The sequence below is a fragment of the Streptomyces sp. NPDC055749 genome (assembly GCF_053617235.1).
In genome coordinates this window covers 139,424-153,454 of sequence record NZ_JBSHFH010000013.1, presented here as the reverse complement: position 1 = coordinate 153,454, position 14,031 = coordinate 139,424, and the positions used below count along the sequence as shown (strand labels likewise).

At 71.4% G+C, this 14,031-nt stretch carries 16 protein-coding genes and 1 pseudogene; 10 read left to right on the top strand and 7 right to left on the bottom strand.

The window, feature by feature from the left end; all coding sequences use genetic code 11:
* Nucleotides 1-129 precede the first annotated feature (129 nt).
* Entirely contained in the window at nucleotides 130-909 is a 780-nt protein-coding gene (locus tag ACWGO0_RS12965) for a CPBP family intramembrane glutamic endopeptidase (protein WP_453532462.1), read from the top strand.
* A gap of 53 nt (nucleotides 910-962) precedes the next feature.
* Here the strand turns inward: ACWGO0_RS12965 and ACWGO0_RS12960 are convergent, their stop codons facing one another.
* Nucleotides 963-1,784, bottom strand: coding sequence for a PhzF family phenazine biosynthesis protein (locus tag ACWGO0_RS12960; protein WP_453532460.1), 822 nt, complete (start codon nucleotides 1,782-1,784; stop codon nucleotides 963-965).
* 245 nt (nucleotides 1,785-2,029) lie between these two features.
* Between ACWGO0_RS12960 and ACWGO0_RS12955 the strand changes: the two genes are divergently transcribed.
* Both ACWGO0_RS12955 and ACWGO0_RS12950 read left to right on the top strand, forming a co-directional pair.
* Entirely contained in the window at nucleotides 2,030-2,767 is a 738-nt protein-coding gene (locus ACWGO0_RS12955) for a dienelactone hydrolase family protein (protein ID WP_453532457.1), read from the top strand.
* A gap of 141 nt (nucleotides 2,768-2,908) precedes the next feature.
* Nucleotides 2,909-3,514 carry a PadR family transcriptional regulator gene (locus tag ACWGO0_RS12950; protein WP_453532454.1) on the top strand — a complete coding sequence of 202 codons (606 nt, stop codon included), beginning with the start codon at nucleotides 2,909-2,911 and terminating at the stop codon, nucleotides 3,512-3,514.
* A 90-nt stretch (nucleotides 3,515-3,604) separates the two neighbouring features.
* Here ACWGO0_RS12950 and ACWGO0_RS12945 read toward each other — a convergent pair whose 3' ends face one another.
* Together ACWGO0_RS12945 and ACWGO0_RS12940 are read right to left on the bottom strand one after the other, a co-directional pair.
* Nucleotides 3,605-4,036, bottom strand: coding sequence for a type II toxin-antitoxin system Rv0910 family toxin (locus ACWGO0_RS12945; protein WP_453532451.1), 432 nt, complete (start codon nucleotides 4,034-4,036; stop codon nucleotides 3,605-3,607).
* A 79-nt stretch (nucleotides 4,037-4,115) separates the two neighbouring features.
* On the bottom strand, nucleotides 4,116-4,310 hold the full coding sequence (locus ACWGO0_RS12940) for a hypothetical protein (RefSeq protein ID WP_453532448.1): 195 nt from the start codon (nucleotides 4,308-4,310) through the stop codon (nucleotides 4,116-4,118).
* A gap of 247 nt (nucleotides 4,311-4,557) precedes the next feature.
* On the opposite strand from ACWGO0_RS12940, the gene ACWGO0_RS12935 reads away from it, so the two are divergent.
* From ACWGO0_RS12935 to ACWGO0_RS12925, 3 genes are all read left to right on the top strand, one after another.
* Entirely contained in the window at nucleotides 4,558-5,100 is a 543-nt protein-coding gene (locus ACWGO0_RS12935) for a Clp protease N-terminal domain-containing protein (RefSeq protein ID WP_453532445.1), read from the top strand.
* A 49-nt stretch (nucleotides 5,101-5,149) separates the two neighbouring features.
* Nucleotides 5,150-6,181 (top strand): EamA family transporter, encoded by a 1,032-nt coding sequence (locus ACWGO0_RS12930; RefSeq protein ID WP_453532442.1) that lies wholly within the window; start codon nucleotides 5,150-5,152, stop codon nucleotides 6,179-6,181.
* Nucleotides 6,182-6,338: 157 nt separating this feature from the next.
* Complete coding sequence (locus ACWGO0_RS12925) at nucleotides 6,339-7,292, top strand: DMT family transporter (RefSeq protein WP_453532439.1); 954 nt, start codon at nucleotides 6,339-6,341, stop codon at nucleotides 7,290-7,292.
* 73 nt (nucleotides 7,293-7,365) lie between these two features.
* Here the strand turns inward: ACWGO0_RS12925 and ACWGO0_RS12920 are convergent, their stop codons facing one another.
* On the bottom strand, nucleotides 7,366-8,076 hold the full coding sequence (locus ACWGO0_RS12920) for a pyridoxamine 5'-phosphate oxidase family protein (protein ID WP_453532436.1): 711 nt from the start codon (nucleotides 8,074-8,076) through the stop codon (nucleotides 7,366-7,368).
* Between the two features lie 35 nt (nucleotides 8,077-8,111).
* Here ACWGO0_RS12920 and ACWGO0_RS12915 point away from each other — a divergent pair, with 35 nt between their 5' ends.
* Complete coding sequence (locus ACWGO0_RS12915) at nucleotides 8,112-9,443, top strand: aminotransferase class I/II-fold pyridoxal phosphate-dependent enzyme (RefSeq protein WP_453532434.1); 1,332 nt, start codon at nucleotides 8,112-8,114, stop codon at nucleotides 9,441-9,443.
* On the opposite strand, the pseudogene ACWGO0_RS12910 reads toward ACWGO0_RS12915, so the two are convergent.
* Nucleotides 9,430-10,424: pseudogene (locus ACWGO0_RS12910) on the bottom strand (DMT family transporter). The gene ACWGO0_RS12915 and the pseudogene ACWGO0_RS12910 overlap by 14 nt on opposite strands.
* A 74-nt stretch (nucleotides 10,425-10,498) precedes the next feature.
* Between ACWGO0_RS12910 and ACWGO0_RS12905 the strand changes: the two are divergent.
* Nucleotides 10,499-11,422, top strand: coding sequence for a LysR family transcriptional regulator (locus ACWGO0_RS12905; protein WP_453532431.1), 924 nt, complete (start codon nucleotides 10,499-10,501; stop codon nucleotides 11,420-11,422).
* A gap of 17 nt (nucleotides 11,423-11,439) precedes the next feature.
* Here ACWGO0_RS12905 and ACWGO0_RS12900 read toward each other — a convergent pair whose 3' ends face one another.
* A complete protein-coding gene (locus ACWGO0_RS12900; protein WP_453532428.1) occupies nucleotides 11,440-11,910 on the bottom strand; it encodes a pyridoxamine 5'-phosphate oxidase family protein in 471 nt (156 codons plus the stop codon).
* Between the two features lie 123 nt (nucleotides 11,911-12,033).
* Between ACWGO0_RS12900 and ACWGO0_RS12895 the strand changes: the two genes are divergently transcribed.
* Nucleotides 12,034-12,711, top strand: coding sequence for a cysteine hydrolase family protein (locus ACWGO0_RS12895; RefSeq protein ID WP_453532425.1), 678 nt, complete (start codon nucleotides 12,034-12,036; stop codon nucleotides 12,709-12,711).
* On the opposite strand, the gene ACWGO0_RS12890 is transcribed toward ACWGO0_RS12895, so the two are convergent.
* Complete coding sequence (locus ACWGO0_RS12890) at nucleotides 12,698-13,138, bottom strand: Rieske (2Fe-2S) protein (RefSeq protein ID WP_453532422.1); 441 nt, start codon at nucleotides 13,136-13,138, stop codon at nucleotides 12,698-12,700. The two genes, ACWGO0_RS12895 and ACWGO0_RS12890, sit on opposite strands and share 14 nt — an antisense overlap.
* A gap of 178 nt (nucleotides 13,139-13,316) precedes the next feature.
* Here ACWGO0_RS12890 and ACWGO0_RS12885 point away from each other — a divergent pair, with 178 nt between their 5' ends.
* Nucleotides 13,317-14,015: a hypothetical protein gene (locus ACWGO0_RS12885; RefSeq protein ID WP_453532419.1), complete on the top strand. Its 699-nt coding sequence runs from the start codon at nucleotides 13,317-13,319 to the stop codon at nucleotides 14,013-14,015.
* Nucleotides 14,016-14,031 lie beyond the last annotated feature (16 nt).

The following is a 14,031-nucleotide window of genomic DNA, read 5'->3' as shown; positions in this document are numbered from 1 at the left end:
CAATGGTGGTCGTCCCCCGGCAGGTCGCGCATGATCTTCGTACCTGCATTCGAGACCCTAGCGGGGCGGTGGGGAAGATGAGACGTGAATGCACAACTAAAGGCAGGTGTACAGGTGGAGGCGGGGCGTGTGGCTGATATTTATCCCCAAGAGGCCGTACCACGAAGGATCTTGCGGTCCGAGACGGTGCTGGTCCTGGCTCTCTCGCTCGGCGCCAGCGGGGTGTCTGCCCTTATCAGTTTTGTCGGATCGCTGACGAAGCCGGGGGGACTGAAGGATCAGGCGGCCACGCTCAACGGTTCGTACGCGCCGGGGCGGCCATGGCTGGATCTCGCCTGGCAACTGTTCGGAATCACCACGGCCCTGGTGCCTGTCGCCCTGGTGGCGCACCTGTTGATCAGGGAGGGGGCGAGCCTGCGGGCGATCGGTTTCGACCGGACCAGGCCCGGGTCCGACCTCGGCCGCGGCACCCTGATCGCCGCGGGCATCGGCAGCGCCGGGCTCGCCTTCTATCTGGTGGCGCGGGCCACCGGATTCAATCTGACGGTGGTGCCGGAGTCGCTGCCGGAGGTGTGGTGGAAGTTCCCCGTACTGATTCTCTCCGCGCTCCAGAACTCCGTACTGGAGGAGGTGATCGTCGTCGGCTATCTGCTCCGCAGGCTGGGGCAGTTGGGCTGGACGCCGATGGCCGCCCTGGTGGCCAGTTCGGTGCTCCGCGGCTCGTACCACCTGTACCAGGGCATCGGCGGTTTCATCGGGAACCTGGTGATGGGTGTGGTCTTCGTGCTGCTGTACCGGCGCTGGGGGCGGGTCGGACCGCTGGTCGTCGCGCACGCGCTGCTCGATATCGGCGCGTTCGTCGGCTACGCGCTGCTCGCCGGGAAGGTGGGCTGGCTGCCCACGCCGTGAGCGGACCGCCGGCGAAGGGGCGTGCGGGGTTTCCCGTACGCCCCTTCGGGCTGTCAGGGCGCGGTGAGCAGTTCGCCGTCGATGACCGTGACGGCGTGGCCGGTGAGCAGGGTGCGGTCGCCGCGCAGGGATGTACGGACGAGGCCGGTCCTGGCCGAGCACTGCAGGCCGGTGAGTTCGTCGCGGCCCAGCCGTGCGGACCAGAACGGCGCGAGGGCGGTGTGCGCACTGCCGGTCACCGGGTCCTCGTCGATGCCGACCCCCGGGAAGAAGCCGCGCGAGACGAAGTCGTAGCCGCGCGAGGGGTCTTCGGCCGCGGCGGTGGCGATGATCCCGCGCCGCGAGCAGGCGGCGAGTCCGGGGATGTCGGGCGTCAGCGCGCGTACGGCTGCCTCGTCCGCGAGTTCGATCAGCAGATCGCCGATGTGCTCCCCGGTGTCGAGGACGGTGACGGGCTCGGCCCCCAGCGCCCTCGCCAGGCCGGGAGGGGCGGTGGCGGGGGTCAGCGGGGCCGTCGGGAAGTCGAGGGTCAGCGTGCCGTCCGGGTGTGCGGTCGCGGTGAGGATGCCGCAGCGCGCCGCGAAACGCACCGTCCCGCTCGCGGTACCCGTGGTGTGCAGGACGTGGGCCGTGGCGAGTGTGGCGTGCCCGCACATGTCGACCTCGGTTGCCGGGGTGAACCAGCGCAGCGCCCAGTCGGCATCGCCGCCCGGCGGCAGTGGGTGGGCGAACGCGGTCTCGGCGAGGTTGACCTCGGCGGCGACCTGCTGGAGCCAGGTGTCGTCCGGGAAGCCGTCGGAGTCCAGGAGCAGGACCCCGGCGGGGTTGCCGGTGAAGGGGCGGTCGGTGAACGCGTCGACGATGCGAATCCTCATGACGTGACGGTAGGGCCGCGGGAGAGCCCCGGGCCAAGGCCAATCCGGGGTGACTGGACCGGAGGGGTCGCCGGAGGGGAGGCCGCTGACCTGTGACACCGAAGTAAGGAAGCGTCGTCGTGCTCCCGAACGCACCTATTTGCATCTTGTGAGCCCTCGCCGTATTTCAGGGGGATACCCGCGCTGCTCTGCCAGCGGCAGAACAGCGGCCGGACCGGGCTCGACGATTACTACAGTCCAGCCTCATGACGACGATTACGACGCGTACGGTCGAGTACCCGGCCGACGGTCTGACGATGATCGGGCACCTCGCGCTCCCGGCCGGTGTCGACCGCCGGCCCGCGGTGCTGCTCGGACCGGAGGGCACGGGGCTCAGCGACGTCGAGCGCCGCCGGGCCGATGCTCTCGCCGAGCTGGGATACGTAGCGTTGGCCTTCGACCTCCACGGCGGGCGCTATTTGAGCGACCCCGAGGAGATGCTGGCCCGTTGCATGCCACTGCTCGCTGATCCCGACCGGATGCGGGGCATCGGCCATGCAGCGCTCGACGTGTTGTGCACCGAACCGCGGACCGACCCCGACCGGATCGCCGCCGTCGGCTACGGCACCGGGGGCGCCGTCGTGCTGGAACTCGGGCGCGACGGCGTCAACCTGCGCGCGATCGGGACAGTCAACGCAACGACCACGGGCCGACCGGGCGAGGCGGCGCGCATTCGCTGCCCGGTGTGGGCCGGGGTCGGGTCGGAAGACCCGATCATGTCGCCCGCGCAACGGAACGAGTTCACCGCTGAGATGCAGGCCGCGGGCGTCGACTGGCGCCTCGCGGTCTACGGCGGCGCCTTGCACGCCTTCCACCACCCGCCGGTCGACCACCCCACGGTCCCCGGCGTCGGCTACCACCCACAGCACGCGCAGCGAGCCTGGCGCGACGTCGTCGACCTGCTCGCCGAGTGCCTGCCCGTGACGGAGGACCTGGGGGCCTGACCCAGGCACTGGTCAACGCTGACGTTGCCGACCGTCTCTGGACTCGGCACCAAGGAGCACCCGAAAGCTCGATTGCCAAGCGACACGTACCGATATATCGTTGAAGCATCGCGACAGATCAACGATGGAAGGAGCGTAGCGATGCGTTCACATGGACATGGCAATGAACACGGACATGGACACTGCGGGCCCGGTCATCGCGGTCAGGGCGACTTCGAGGAGAGGCGGGCTGCCTTCGGGCCGTTCGGGCCGCCCTTCGGCGGTGGGCCTTTCGGTGGCGGGCGTGGACGGGGCGGCGGTAGGGGGAGGGCGCGGCGCGGCGATGTGCGCGCGTCGATCCTCACCCTGCTCAAGGACCGGCCGATGCACGGTTACGAGATGATCCAGGAGATCGGCGAGCGGAGCGGCGGGGCCTGGCGGCCCAGTCCGGGTTCCGTCTATCCGACCCTTCAGCTGCTGGAGGACGAGGGTCTGATCGTCAGCGAGACCGAGGGCGGCAAGAAGCTGTTCACGCTCACCGATGCCGGGCGCACCGAGGCCGAGTCCGGTCCCGACGCGCCCTGGGAAGAGGCCGGGCGCGGTGTCGACTGGGAGAGTGTCAACGAGATCCGGCAGGCCGGCTTCGGTCTGATGGAGGCGTACGGCCAGGTCTGGAAGACCGGCTCCGCCGAGCAGCGGCAGAAGGCGCTCGGCGTCATCAATGACGCCCGTAAGCGGCTCTATCTGATTCTGGCCGACGAGGACTGACGCCGTCGTGCGCGAGTCCGCCAGGAAGGGCCCCGCGGCCTATGGCTGCGGGGCCCCTCCGGTGTCGGGTGCCGTGCGGTCGGGCAGCGGTCACGCGGTGACCAGGCCGCCCAGCTTGCGCAGTGATTCGTGCAGGGCGGACGTGGCCGAATCCTTCAGCTTGCCCGCCATGAGGGAGACCGCGGCGCCGGTGAACTCCCCGTCGATCCGTACGGTGGTGGCGTCTCCGTCCGGGGTCAGCGCGTAGCGCATGGACAGGTTGACGCCCATCGGCCCCTTGCCGGTGGTGGTCAGCAGCCGCCCCGCCTCCAGCTCCGAGACCGTCCACGTCACCTCGGCCGGGAAGCCCATCAGCTTCATGTTCTCCTCGTAGGTGGCCGCGAGCTCCAGGGAGCCGGGCCCGCCCTTGGGGAAGCTGGTGTGGGTGGCGTTCCACTCGCCGTACGCCGAGAAGTCCGTCAGCTGCGCCCAGACCTTCTCGGCCGGTGCCTCGATGCGTGCCTCCGCGCTGACTTCGGCCATGCGACCACCCCTTGCTCGTCGGGTTACGGTGCCGCGGAACGTAGTGGCAGCGGCGGAAACATTCAATACTGATGACCTGTCAGATCTGCTGGGTCTGGCGGCTCGGCCAGATCACCGCGGAGTCGAACCGGTCGGACGCGCGGGGGTGCGGGCCCTCGTCGTGGCAGTGGAACGCCGCCCAGAAGAGGTCGGCGGCCAGCGCGTCGGGCGGTGCGTAGACCCGGTAGACGTACTGCTGCCCGTCGACCGCCAGCAGGGCGACCATCCAGAACATTTCGCCCACCCTCCCTCCGACGCCGTCTTGAGGCTGTGGCCAGTGGGACGTACGCGCCGTGGCCGATGGTTGCTCCGGGAGTACGAGGCAAGGCGGCGCGCGCCGTTTCCCCTGATCGGTACCGCGCGGCTGCCAGATCTCATCCAGAAGGATGAGGAACCGCGCTGGTGTGCCCAACTTGGGTGGGATGTGCGAATGGGCCGCTCCGGGGATGCCTTTACGCCACGGGACTGATGGGGTGAGAGGTGTGCAAAACCGGACGCCGCGGATTCCTGAACAGCCCGCACCGAACCCTGCCGAGCTCGACGCCAGATTCACCGTGGAACTGGCCTCGGTGGTGACCGGTGCACGCAGGCGGGCCCTGCGCGACGGTGACCGCCACATCGACACCGCCCATCTGCTGCACTCGCTCATCGAGTCGGACCCCGAGGTCCGGGCGGCCTTCGACGGGGGTCCGCGACTCGCGAAGGTGCTCGGCTATCTCGTGCAGCGCAGCATCGGCTACGGGCTCCGCTGGCAGGGGGCGGTCGAGGACTCGGGCACTGTCCCCCTGGTGCGCGAGGCAGGGGTGGACGGCTGGTCCCCCTCGGCCGTGGCCGCCATGGAAGGGGCGCGGGCGCGTGCGGAGCGGCGCGGGGAGAGCAGGGCCGGCGGTCTGGATCTTCTCGCCGCGTTCGCCGCGGACTCCGAGTGCCGGGCGGTGGAAGTGCTGGACCGGGCAGGCGTGGACGCCACATGGCTGGCGGAGCGTACAGCCGACCGCACAGCGGAGGCGTCCGGCCAGGCATGACAGCCGTGACAGGGGTGACGCTACTGGTGACACCTGTCATGATGTGCCGATGTACGCGTCTCAGGGGAGAAGCGCCGGCCTGGGACTAGCCCTGGCCTCGGCGTTCGCATTCGGTGGTTCGGGAGTGGCGGCCAAGCCGCTGATCGAGGCGGGGCTCGACCCCCTGCATGTGGTGTGGCTACGGGTGGCGGGTGCCGCTCTTGTCATGCTGCCGGTCGCCTGGCGCCACCGGAATCTGGTCCGTGAGCGGCCCGCCCTGCTGGCCGGCTTCGGACTGCTCGCCGTCGCGGGTGTGCAGGCGTGCTACTTCGCCGCCATCTCCCGTATCCCCGTCGGCGTGGCCCTCCTCGTCGAGTATCTGGCGCCCGCACTCGTGCTCGGCTGGGTCAGGTTCGTGCAGCGCAGGCCGGTCACCCGGGCCGCGGCCGTCGGCGTGGTCCTCGCGGTCGGCGGACTCGCCTGCGTCGTCGAGATCTGGGCGGGACTGAGCTTCGACGCCGTCGGGCTGCTCCTCGCCCTCGGCGCCGCCTGCTGTCAGGTCGGCTACTTCGTCCTCTCCGACCAGGGCGGCCAGGACACCGAGGGCAGCGGCGGCAAGCACGCCGAACCTCCGCACCCGGTCGGCGTGATCGCGTACGGACTGCTCATCGGCGCCGCGGTTCTCACCGTGGTCGCCCGGCCCTGGGGCATGGACTGGTCGATTCTCGGGGGCAGTGCCGATATGAACGGCACCGGCGTCCCGGCCTGGCTGCTGCTCGGCTGGATCGTGCTGCTCGCGACCGTCGTCGCCTACGTCACCGGGGTCATCTCGGTGCGGCTGCTCTCCCCGCAGGTGGCGGGCGTGGTCGCCTGTCTGGAGGCGGTCATCGCGACCGTGCTGGCCTGGGTGCTGCTCGGTGAGCACCTTTCGCCGCCCCAGCTCATCGGCGGCAGCGTGGTGCTGATCGGCGCGTTCATCGCCCAGTCCTCGGCGCCGAAGCCGCCGTCTGGTCCGGTGGCCTCCGGGTCGGGTGTCCCGGGTGCGGAGCGGGGTGACGGGCAGGCCGAGGGGGAGTTGTCCGCCGGCCGGACCTCGCCGTAGTGTGACGATCATGCATCTGACTGTGCTTCCGCCGCCTGCCCTCTAGCGCGGGCGGCAATTCCTGACGAAGACCGGGCTCGGGCAGTCCCCGAGCGGTTCGTCGCTGCCCGCGTGCGGAGCCGAGCGACCACCTCCCGTTCTCTGTCTGGAGAAGCACGTGTCCCAATCCACGTCCGGCCTGCCCGTCGGCCGGAGCATCCTGTATCTGATCGTCGCCGGAGTCGCCTGGGGAACGGCGGGCGCCGCCGCTTCCCTGATCTTCCGGGCCAGCGATCTCGGCCCGCTCGCCCTCTCGTTCTGGCGCTGCGTCGGCGGGCTCGTCCTGCTCGCGGGGGCGCTCGCACTGAGGCCCGGACGCACCCCGGCACCCGCTGAGTCCCGCCGTCGCCGGCTGCTGCGCATCCTGGGTACGGGCATCGGCCTCACCGTGTTCCAGAGCGCCTACTTCGCGGCTGTGGAGGTGACAGGGCTCGCCGTCGGGACCGTGGTCACCCTGGGCGCCGGGCCCGTCCTCATCGCCGTGGGCGCACGGCTGACCATGGGTGAACGGCTCGGCCGCGGCGGGACGGCCGCCGTGGCGGGAGCACTCGCGGGGCTCGTCGTGCTGGTGCTCGGGGGCGAGGGCGCCGAGGTCGAGCCGCTCGGCATCGCCCTCGCCCTGCTGTCCGCCTCGGGCTATGCGGCCATCACGGTGCTGACCCGGTGGCTGGGGCGCGGAGGACAGGGCGGCGACGCGCTGGCCACCAGCGCCTGGGCCTTCGGCATCGGCGCGGTGGGACTGCTGCCCATGGCGGCCGCGGAAGGGCTCGTACCGCACACCGCGGACACGGCCCAGGTGGTGTGGCTGCTGGTCTATGTGGCCGCCGTCCCGACGGCGCTCGCCTACGCGTTGTACTTCGCGGGAGCTGCGGCCGTACGGTCCGCGACCGTGTCCGTGATCATGCTCCTGGAGCCGGTGAGCGCCGCGGTGATCGCCGTGACCGTGCTGCACGAACAGCTCACGGCCGCCACGGTCGTCGGCACGCTGCTGCTGCTCGTCGCGGTGGCCGGTCTCGCAGCGGCCGAGGCGCGCGGAGCAGCCCTCGCGCGCCGGGAGACGGTGCTCGTCTGACCCGTCCCCGGGCGGTGGTGTCACCGTGCGACGGACCCGCTCCCCTGCGGCGGGCCCGTCGCACGGATGCCGTTCAGAGCGACGTCAGATAATCCGGCACCGTGATCGCCGGGTCCAGGTCGTCGGCGGGGACCGGGGTCGCGTAGCCGCGGGTGAGCGGGACGACGCCGGACCAGTAGGGGAGCGAGACGTCCTCGGGGTCGTCGTTCGGACCGCCGGTACGGACCTTGGCGGAGACCTCGTCGAGGTCCAGACGGATCACCGCGGTGGCGGCGAGCTCCTTCGCGTCCGCGGGCCGCGAGTCCCGCGACCGGCCGGGCACAACCTGGTCGACGATGGCGTCGAGCGCGATCCGGCGCTCCTCGGGGTCGGTGACCGTACGGGCTATGCCGTGGACGACGACCGAGCGGTAGTTCATCGAGTGGTGGAAGGCGGAGCGGGCCAGCACCAGACCGTCGACATGCGTGACCGTGAGGCAGACGGCGAGGCCCGGGTCCGTCCTGCCCGCCGCCAGCAGCGGCCGGGAACCCGTCGAGCCGTGCACATAGAGCCGCTCGCCCACCCGGCCGAACAGGGTCGGCAGGACGACCGGCGCCCCGTCCCGTACGAAGCCGAGGTGGCAGAGGTAGGCCGAGTCGAGAACCGAGTGGACCAGCTCGCGGTCGTAGGTGGCGCGTTCGCGGCCCCTGCTCGGGACCGTCCGGTCCGTCGGCTCGTAGGGGGCAGCGACGCGCGGGCCCGTGCTGTCGGGCGAGATGGTGTCCGGCAGGGCGGTGTCCGACATTGCGTACTCCATTGCACTAGTGCATAATGATGTTTGTGCTAGGAGACTATCCGATCAGAGGGCGGCGTGCATCCGAGATCGCCGAGAGTGTGGAGCGGGCGGTCGGGTCGGGTGACCTCGCGCCCGGTCATGTCCTGCCTCCGATGCGGGAGTTGGCGACCCGGCTCGGGGTCAATCCGAATACCGTGGCGGCTGCCTACCGAACGCTGCGCGAGCGCGGGGTGATCGAGACGTCCGGACGCCGTGGCAGCCGGGTCCGGCCACGACCCGCGAGCACCGCGCGCGGCTCCCTGCGGGTCGAAGTTCCGCCCGGAGTGAGGGACTTGGGGGAGGGGAACCCCGACCCCCGCTTGTTGCCCGACCTCGGCGACGCGCTGGCCGCCGCGGCGCGCGCGAACACGGCGCGGCCCGGGATGTACGGGGACGAGCCGGTGCTACCGGAACTGGCCGCGCTCGCGCGGGCCGCGATGGACGCCGACGGGGTGTCCGCGGGGCCCGTGACCGTGACGTCCGGGTCGCTCGACGCGATCGAGCGTGTGCTCTCGGCGCATATGAAACCGGGCGACGCGGTCGCGGTCGAGGACCCCGGATGGGGAGCCCTGCTCGACCTCGTACCGGCTCTCGGTCTGCGTCCCGTGCCCGTCGGAGTGGACGACGAAGGGCCGCGCACCGCCGATGTGGAGCAGGCGCTGCGGGCGGGTGCGCGGGCGCTGGTGGTGACCGACCGGGCGCAGAATCCCACGGGCGCCGCGGTGAGCGCAGGCCGGGCGCGCGAGCTGCGGGCCGTGCTCGCCGGCCACCGCGGAGTCCTGCTGATCGAGGACGACCACGGGCACGCGATCGTCGATCTGCCCCTTCATCCGCTCACGGGGATCACGGACCGCTGGGCGTTCGTGAGGTCCGTCGCGAAGGCGTACGGGCCGGATCTGCGGCTCGCGGTGCTGACCGGGGACGCGGTCACGGTCGACCGGGTGGCGGGACGGCAGCAGTTGGGGCCCGGCTGGGTCAGCAGACTGCTGCAGCACGCCGTGGTGCACCTGTGGACCTCGAAGGCTGTCGACTCCGCGGCCGTCGCCCGGGCGTACGCGGAGCGGCGGGACGCGCTCGTGCGGGCGCTGCTGGACCGCGGCGTCCAGGCGCACGGCCGGAGCGGGATGAACGTGTGGGTGCCCGTCAGTGACGAGACCGGGGCGGTGACGCGGCTGCTGCGCGCCGGATGGGCGGTGGCGCCGGGCGCACGCTTCCGGATGTCCGCCCCGCAAGGAGTGCGGCTCACCGTGTCGGGGCTGGCCGCCGCCGACATCGAGCCGCTGGCGGATGCGGTGGCCGCGGCAGCGGGTCCGGCCCGGCCGATCAGCTTCGGCTGAGCCGCCGTTCTCCGGCGAGCGGTGCGCGGGCGCGGCTCTGGGCGAGGGCGGCCCCGGCGAGGACGATCAGGGCCCCGACCGGAGTGTTCCAGCTCAGCTGTTCGCCGAGCAGGGCCACTCCGGCGGCGGTGGCGATGACCGGGACGAAGTACGTCACCATCTGCGCGGTCGTCGGACCGACCTCCTGGACCAGCTCGTACTGGAGCAGCATCGCGAACCCCGTTCCGATAGCTCCGAGGCCAGCACCGAGAGCGTCGGCAGCAGCGGGAACCCCTCGGGGGCGGCGCTGAAAAACGGTGTCACCAGGGCGAGTTGGACGGTTGCGACGAGAAGCTGGCTGCCGGTCAGGGTGAGGGCGGACGAACCGCTGTCCGCCAGCGTCCTGCGTACATAGATCCAGCCGATCGGATAGCAGAGGGCGGCCAGCAGCGCCATCGCCGTACCGGAGAAGTCCAGCCCGGAGAAGCCCTGCCAGGCGCCGAGCACGGTCAGGACGCCGATGAAGCCGAGCCCGAGGCCGGCGACGCGGCGGCGGGTCGGGCGGTCCTCGGAGAGCGCGACGAGCGAGAGCGCCATGCCCCACAGCGGTGAGGTGGCGTTGCAGATGCCGGCGAGCGTCGACGGGATGGTGAGCTCGGCGTAGGCGAACAGCGAGAACGGAAGCGCGTTGAGGAACAGCGCCGCGACGAACAGATGGCCCCAGGTCCCGGCGGAGCGCGGCAGCCGCTCGCGGCGCACCGCCATGGCGACGGCGAGCACCGCCGTACCCGAGAGGAGGCGGCCGAAGGCGACCTGGAGCGGGGCGTACCCGTCGGTGCCCACCTTGATGAGCAGGAAGCTGAAGCCCCAGATGAGCGCGAGCGCCGCGAAGCGGATGCGCCAGTCCACCTTCCGGCGGCCGGCGGCAGCGGCGGGGAGCGGCGGCGGGGGGCCTGCGGAGGGGGTTCGGGGTGCTGCTCGCGGGGCGGAGGGGGCGCTCATGAGCTCAAGGATGACGACCGGAACCACGTAGGACAAGTGAGACTTTCTGTGGGTGTTCGCGTAGCATTTCTTACATGTTGAATCTGGAGCGGCTGCGGACGCTGGACGCCCTCGCGCGGCACGGCTCGGTGAGCGGGGCCGCCGACGGGCTGCACGTGACGACATCGGCGGTCTCGCAGCAGATGGCCAAGCTGGAACGGGAGGTCGGGCAGCAGCTGCTCGCGAAGAACGGCCGCGGGGTCCGCCTCACCGACGCGGGGCGGCTGCTCGCCGATCATGCCGCCCGGATCCTCTCCCAGGTGGCACTCGCGCAGTCCGACATCGAGGCGCAGCGCGGCCGGGTGGTGGGCGAAGTGCGGCTCGCGGCCTTTCCGACCGCGGCCCGCGGACTCTTCCCCGCGGCGCTCACGGCGCTGCGTGCGGATCACCCCGAACTCAAGGTCTGCACCAAGGAACTGGAGCCCGAGGACGGCATCCGCGCGGTGCTCCGCGGCGACAGCGATCTCGCGGTGGTGCTCGACTGGAGCAACAAGCGTCTGCCGGTGCCCGGTGGTCTCGCGAAGGCCGAACTCCTGGACGATGCACCGGACATCGCCATGCCGGCCGGCCATCCTCTCGCGGACCGTACCGAAGTCGATCTGGAGGACTTCGCCGACGACGAATGGGTGTCCTGGCCCGAGGGCGAATTCTGTTACGAGTGGCTGATGTTCACCCTGCGCTCCAAAGGGATCGAGCCCCGCATCGCGCATCTCGCGGGCGAGCATCACACCCAACTCGCGCTGATCGCCGCCGGTTTCGGGGTCTGCGTGGCGCCCCGGCTCGGGCGCGGACCGGTGCCGGACGGGGTGCGGCTGGTGCCCGTACGGCAGCAGATGCGGCGCCACATCCACGCGGTGTGGCGGACCGACGCGGACCGGCGGCCTTCGATCAGGGCGGCGGTCGAGGCGCTGCGCGCGGCGGGCCGGACACTCGGCGCTCCCGGAGTGCCCAGCCCCTGACGCCGGTCGGGCGGGCTCTACGAGAGGGCCGCCAGCTTCCGGAAGTCCCAGGAGGTGATGGCGTCCGGCGTGAGGCGCAGCCAGGCGTGCCGGCCGTCGTGCGGCATGGTCTCCAGGCCGAAGTACTTCGACGCGAACAGCTGCTCGGGCACGTCCAGTGCGGCGCAGATCTCGCCGGTACGGGGCGCCTCGCCGACGAAGACGGCCGTACCGGAGAGTTCCACGCCGCGCAGCTCGCCGTACTCCACCCCGTCGTCGACGACCACGGCGAGGCGCGGGTCGTGGCGCAGCTGGGACCACCGCAGGCTCCGGGTGATCGAGTACAGCCAGAGTGACGTGCCGTCCCAGACGAACCACAGCGCTCCGATGTGGGGACGTCCGTCCTCGGAGACGGTGGCGACCCGGCAGGTGCGCTGTTCGGCGAGGTAGGCGTCCCGTTCGCCGGGGGTCATCATGATCCGGCGGCCTCGCCGCTGAGTGGCGGTCATGGGGCGTTCCTTCCTGCTGGGCACAGTAACTGACTAGGTGTCAGGAATCATGAAGGCTCTTCCTTCGTCACGCAATGGGCGCTAGCCTCGCGCGCCCGGCCGACACGTACGAAAGGGGACGTCGTGCCTGCGAAGGACGTGAAGGATTCCAGGAGCCGGCTTGCCGAGCAGCTCGATCCGGCGACGACTGTCCTGCTGACCGTCGAATGCCAGCAGGGTGTCGTGGGCCCCGGCAGCGCACTGCCGGAACTCGCCGATGAGGCCCGGTCCTCCGGCGTGCTCGACAGGATCGCCCGGCTTGTCGCCGGGGCGCACGAGTCGGGGGTCCAGGTCGTGCACGCCGTCGCCGAGCGCCGCCCCGACGGGCGCGGCGCCAACCACAACGCCCGCCTGTTCCGGGCCGCCGCCCGGCTGCCCGTCCAGCAGTACGCCGGCAGTGCGGCGGTGCGGGTCGCCGCTCCCATCGAGGTGGCGGACGAGGACTTCGTCGTGCGGCGGCTGCACGGCCTCTCCCCGCTGGCCGGCACGGATGTGGGCGCGCTGCTGCGCAATCTGGGCTGCCGGACCCTGGTCGTCACCGGGGTCTCCGCCAATGTGGCGATCCCGAACGCCGTCTTCGACGCGGTGAACCTCGGCTGTACGGCGGTGGTGCCGGCCGACGCCATCGCGGGGGTGCCCGCCGAGTACACCCCCGCGATGATCCGTAACACGCTGGCCCTCGTCGCGACGATCACCACCGTCGACGAGGCGCTGGCCTGCTGGAAGCGCCCGGGGCGGCGGGGGCCGGTCACACCAGGCTGATCGAGCCGCCCTCGACCTTGATGGCCTTGGCGGGCAGCGGCTGGGTCGCCGGCCCGCCGGTCACGGTGCCGGTCTCGGCGTCGAACGTACTGCCGTGACAGGGGCAGTTGATGACGCCGCCCGAGATGCCCTTCACCGAGCACCCCTGGTGTGTGCACTTGGACGAGAACGCCTTGAACTCGCCGGCCTTCGGCTGCGTCACCACCACGCCCTGGTCGGCGAAGACCATCCCGCCGCCCTCGGGGATGTCGGTGGTCTTCGCGAGGACTTCGCCGCCGGTGTTCGCCGCGTCCCCGTCACCCTCCCCGCCCGTCGAGGCCGTCTCGCTGCCGCACGCGGTGAGTGCGGCAGCCACCCCTGCCGCACCGACCGCGGCGACGACGGTGCGGCGCCGGAGGCGGAGCTGACTCTCCTGCGATGCGCTCATGCCGGCTTTCCCTTCATCGGATGTATGACGTCGACCATGCATACGGGAGTGGGCGCCGTCGTGTTCAACGTTCGGCGAAAACAGGCCGTGCGCATGTCTTCACTGGGCTCGGGGGGGGGCTGTTACATTCCGGAAGGTCCTGCTCGGCGCCCTCGTCGTCGGCGCGCAGGGGCGGCCGGTGGACTTCCTCACCGTCCTGGTGCCGCGGTCCGACTACCTCATCGAGGACATCTGGGACGTGGTCGGGCTCCGCGGTACCGCCAGCAACGACATCCTCGTCGAGTCGGCGTTCGTGCCCGCCCACCGCGTGCTCCGCAACTACGAGCAGGCCCGGCTGAAGGTGCCCGGGCAGCAGGTCAACCCGGGGCCGCTGTACCGGCTGCCGTTCGGCGCGATCTTCACGAGCGCCGTCACCGCGCCGGTGATCGGAGCGGTGTCGGGCGGCTACGCCTCGTACGTGTCACGGATGAAGGAGAGGGTGCGGCTCAGCCTCGGCGGCGGCAGTTTCACCGAGGACCCGTTCGCCCAGGTCGCCATCGCGCGCGCCGCGTCCGACATCGACGCGACGGTCCTGCAGATGGACCGGAACCTGCGCGAGCTCTCCGCGCTCGCCGCCGCCGGGCAGGAGATACCCATGGAGCTGAGGCTGCGCACCCGCCGCGACCAGGTCCGGGGCACCGAACGGGCCGTCGCCGCGATCGACCTGCTCTTCAAGACCGCCGGCGGCAACGCGCTGCGGCGCGGCAACCCCGTCGAGCGCGCCTGGCGCGATGCCCACGCGGGCAGCGTCCACGTCGCCAACGACGTGGAGCGGGCCCTCGCCATGTACGGCCGGGGGGGGGCCTTCGGCCTGACGGTCGAGGACAACCTCGTCTGAGAAGCGCGAAACGGTC

Excerpts from the sequence above, each read along its gene's own strand:
- ACWGO0_RS12960 (WP_453532460.1), bottom strand. The coding sequence starts at position 1,784 with ATGAGGATTCGCATCGTCGACGCGTTCACCGACCGCCCCTTCACCGGC.
- ACWGO0_RS12955 (WP_453532457.1), top strand. The coding sequence starts at position 2,030 with ATGACGACGATTACGACGCGTACGGTCGAGTACCCGGCCGACGGTCTG.
- ACWGO0_RS12950 (WP_453532454.1), top strand. The coding sequence starts at position 2,909 with ATGCGTTCACATGGACATGGCAATGAACACGGACATGGACACTGCGGG.
- ACWGO0_RS12945 (WP_453532451.1), bottom strand. The coding sequence starts at position 4,036 with ATGGCCGAAGTCAGCGCGGAGGCACGCATCGAGGCACCGGCCGAGAAG.
- ACWGO0_RS12940 (WP_453532448.1), bottom strand. The coding sequence starts at position 4,310 with ATGTTCTGGATGGTCGCCCTGCTGGCGGTCGACGGGCAGCAGTACGTC.
- ACWGO0_RS12930 (WP_453532442.1), top strand. The coding sequence starts at position 5,150 with ATGTACGCGTCTCAGGGGAGAAGCGCCGGCCTGGGACTAGCCCTGGCC.
- ACWGO0_RS12920 (WP_453532436.1), bottom strand. The coding sequence starts at position 8,076 with ATGTCGGACACCGCCCTGCCGGACACCATCTCGCCCGACAGCACGGGC.
- ACWGO0_RS12905 (WP_453532431.1), top strand. The coding sequence starts at position 10,499 with ATGTTGAATCTGGAGCGGCTGCGGACGCTGGACGCCCTCGCGCGGCAC.
- ACWGO0_RS12900 (WP_453532428.1), bottom strand. The coding sequence starts at position 11,910 with ATGACCGCCACTCAGCGGCGAGGCCGCCGGATCATGATGACCCCCGGC.
- ACWGO0_RS12890 (WP_453532422.1), bottom strand. The coding sequence starts at position 13,138 with ATGAGCGCATCGCAGGAGAGTCAGCTCCGCCTCCGGCGCCGCACCGTC.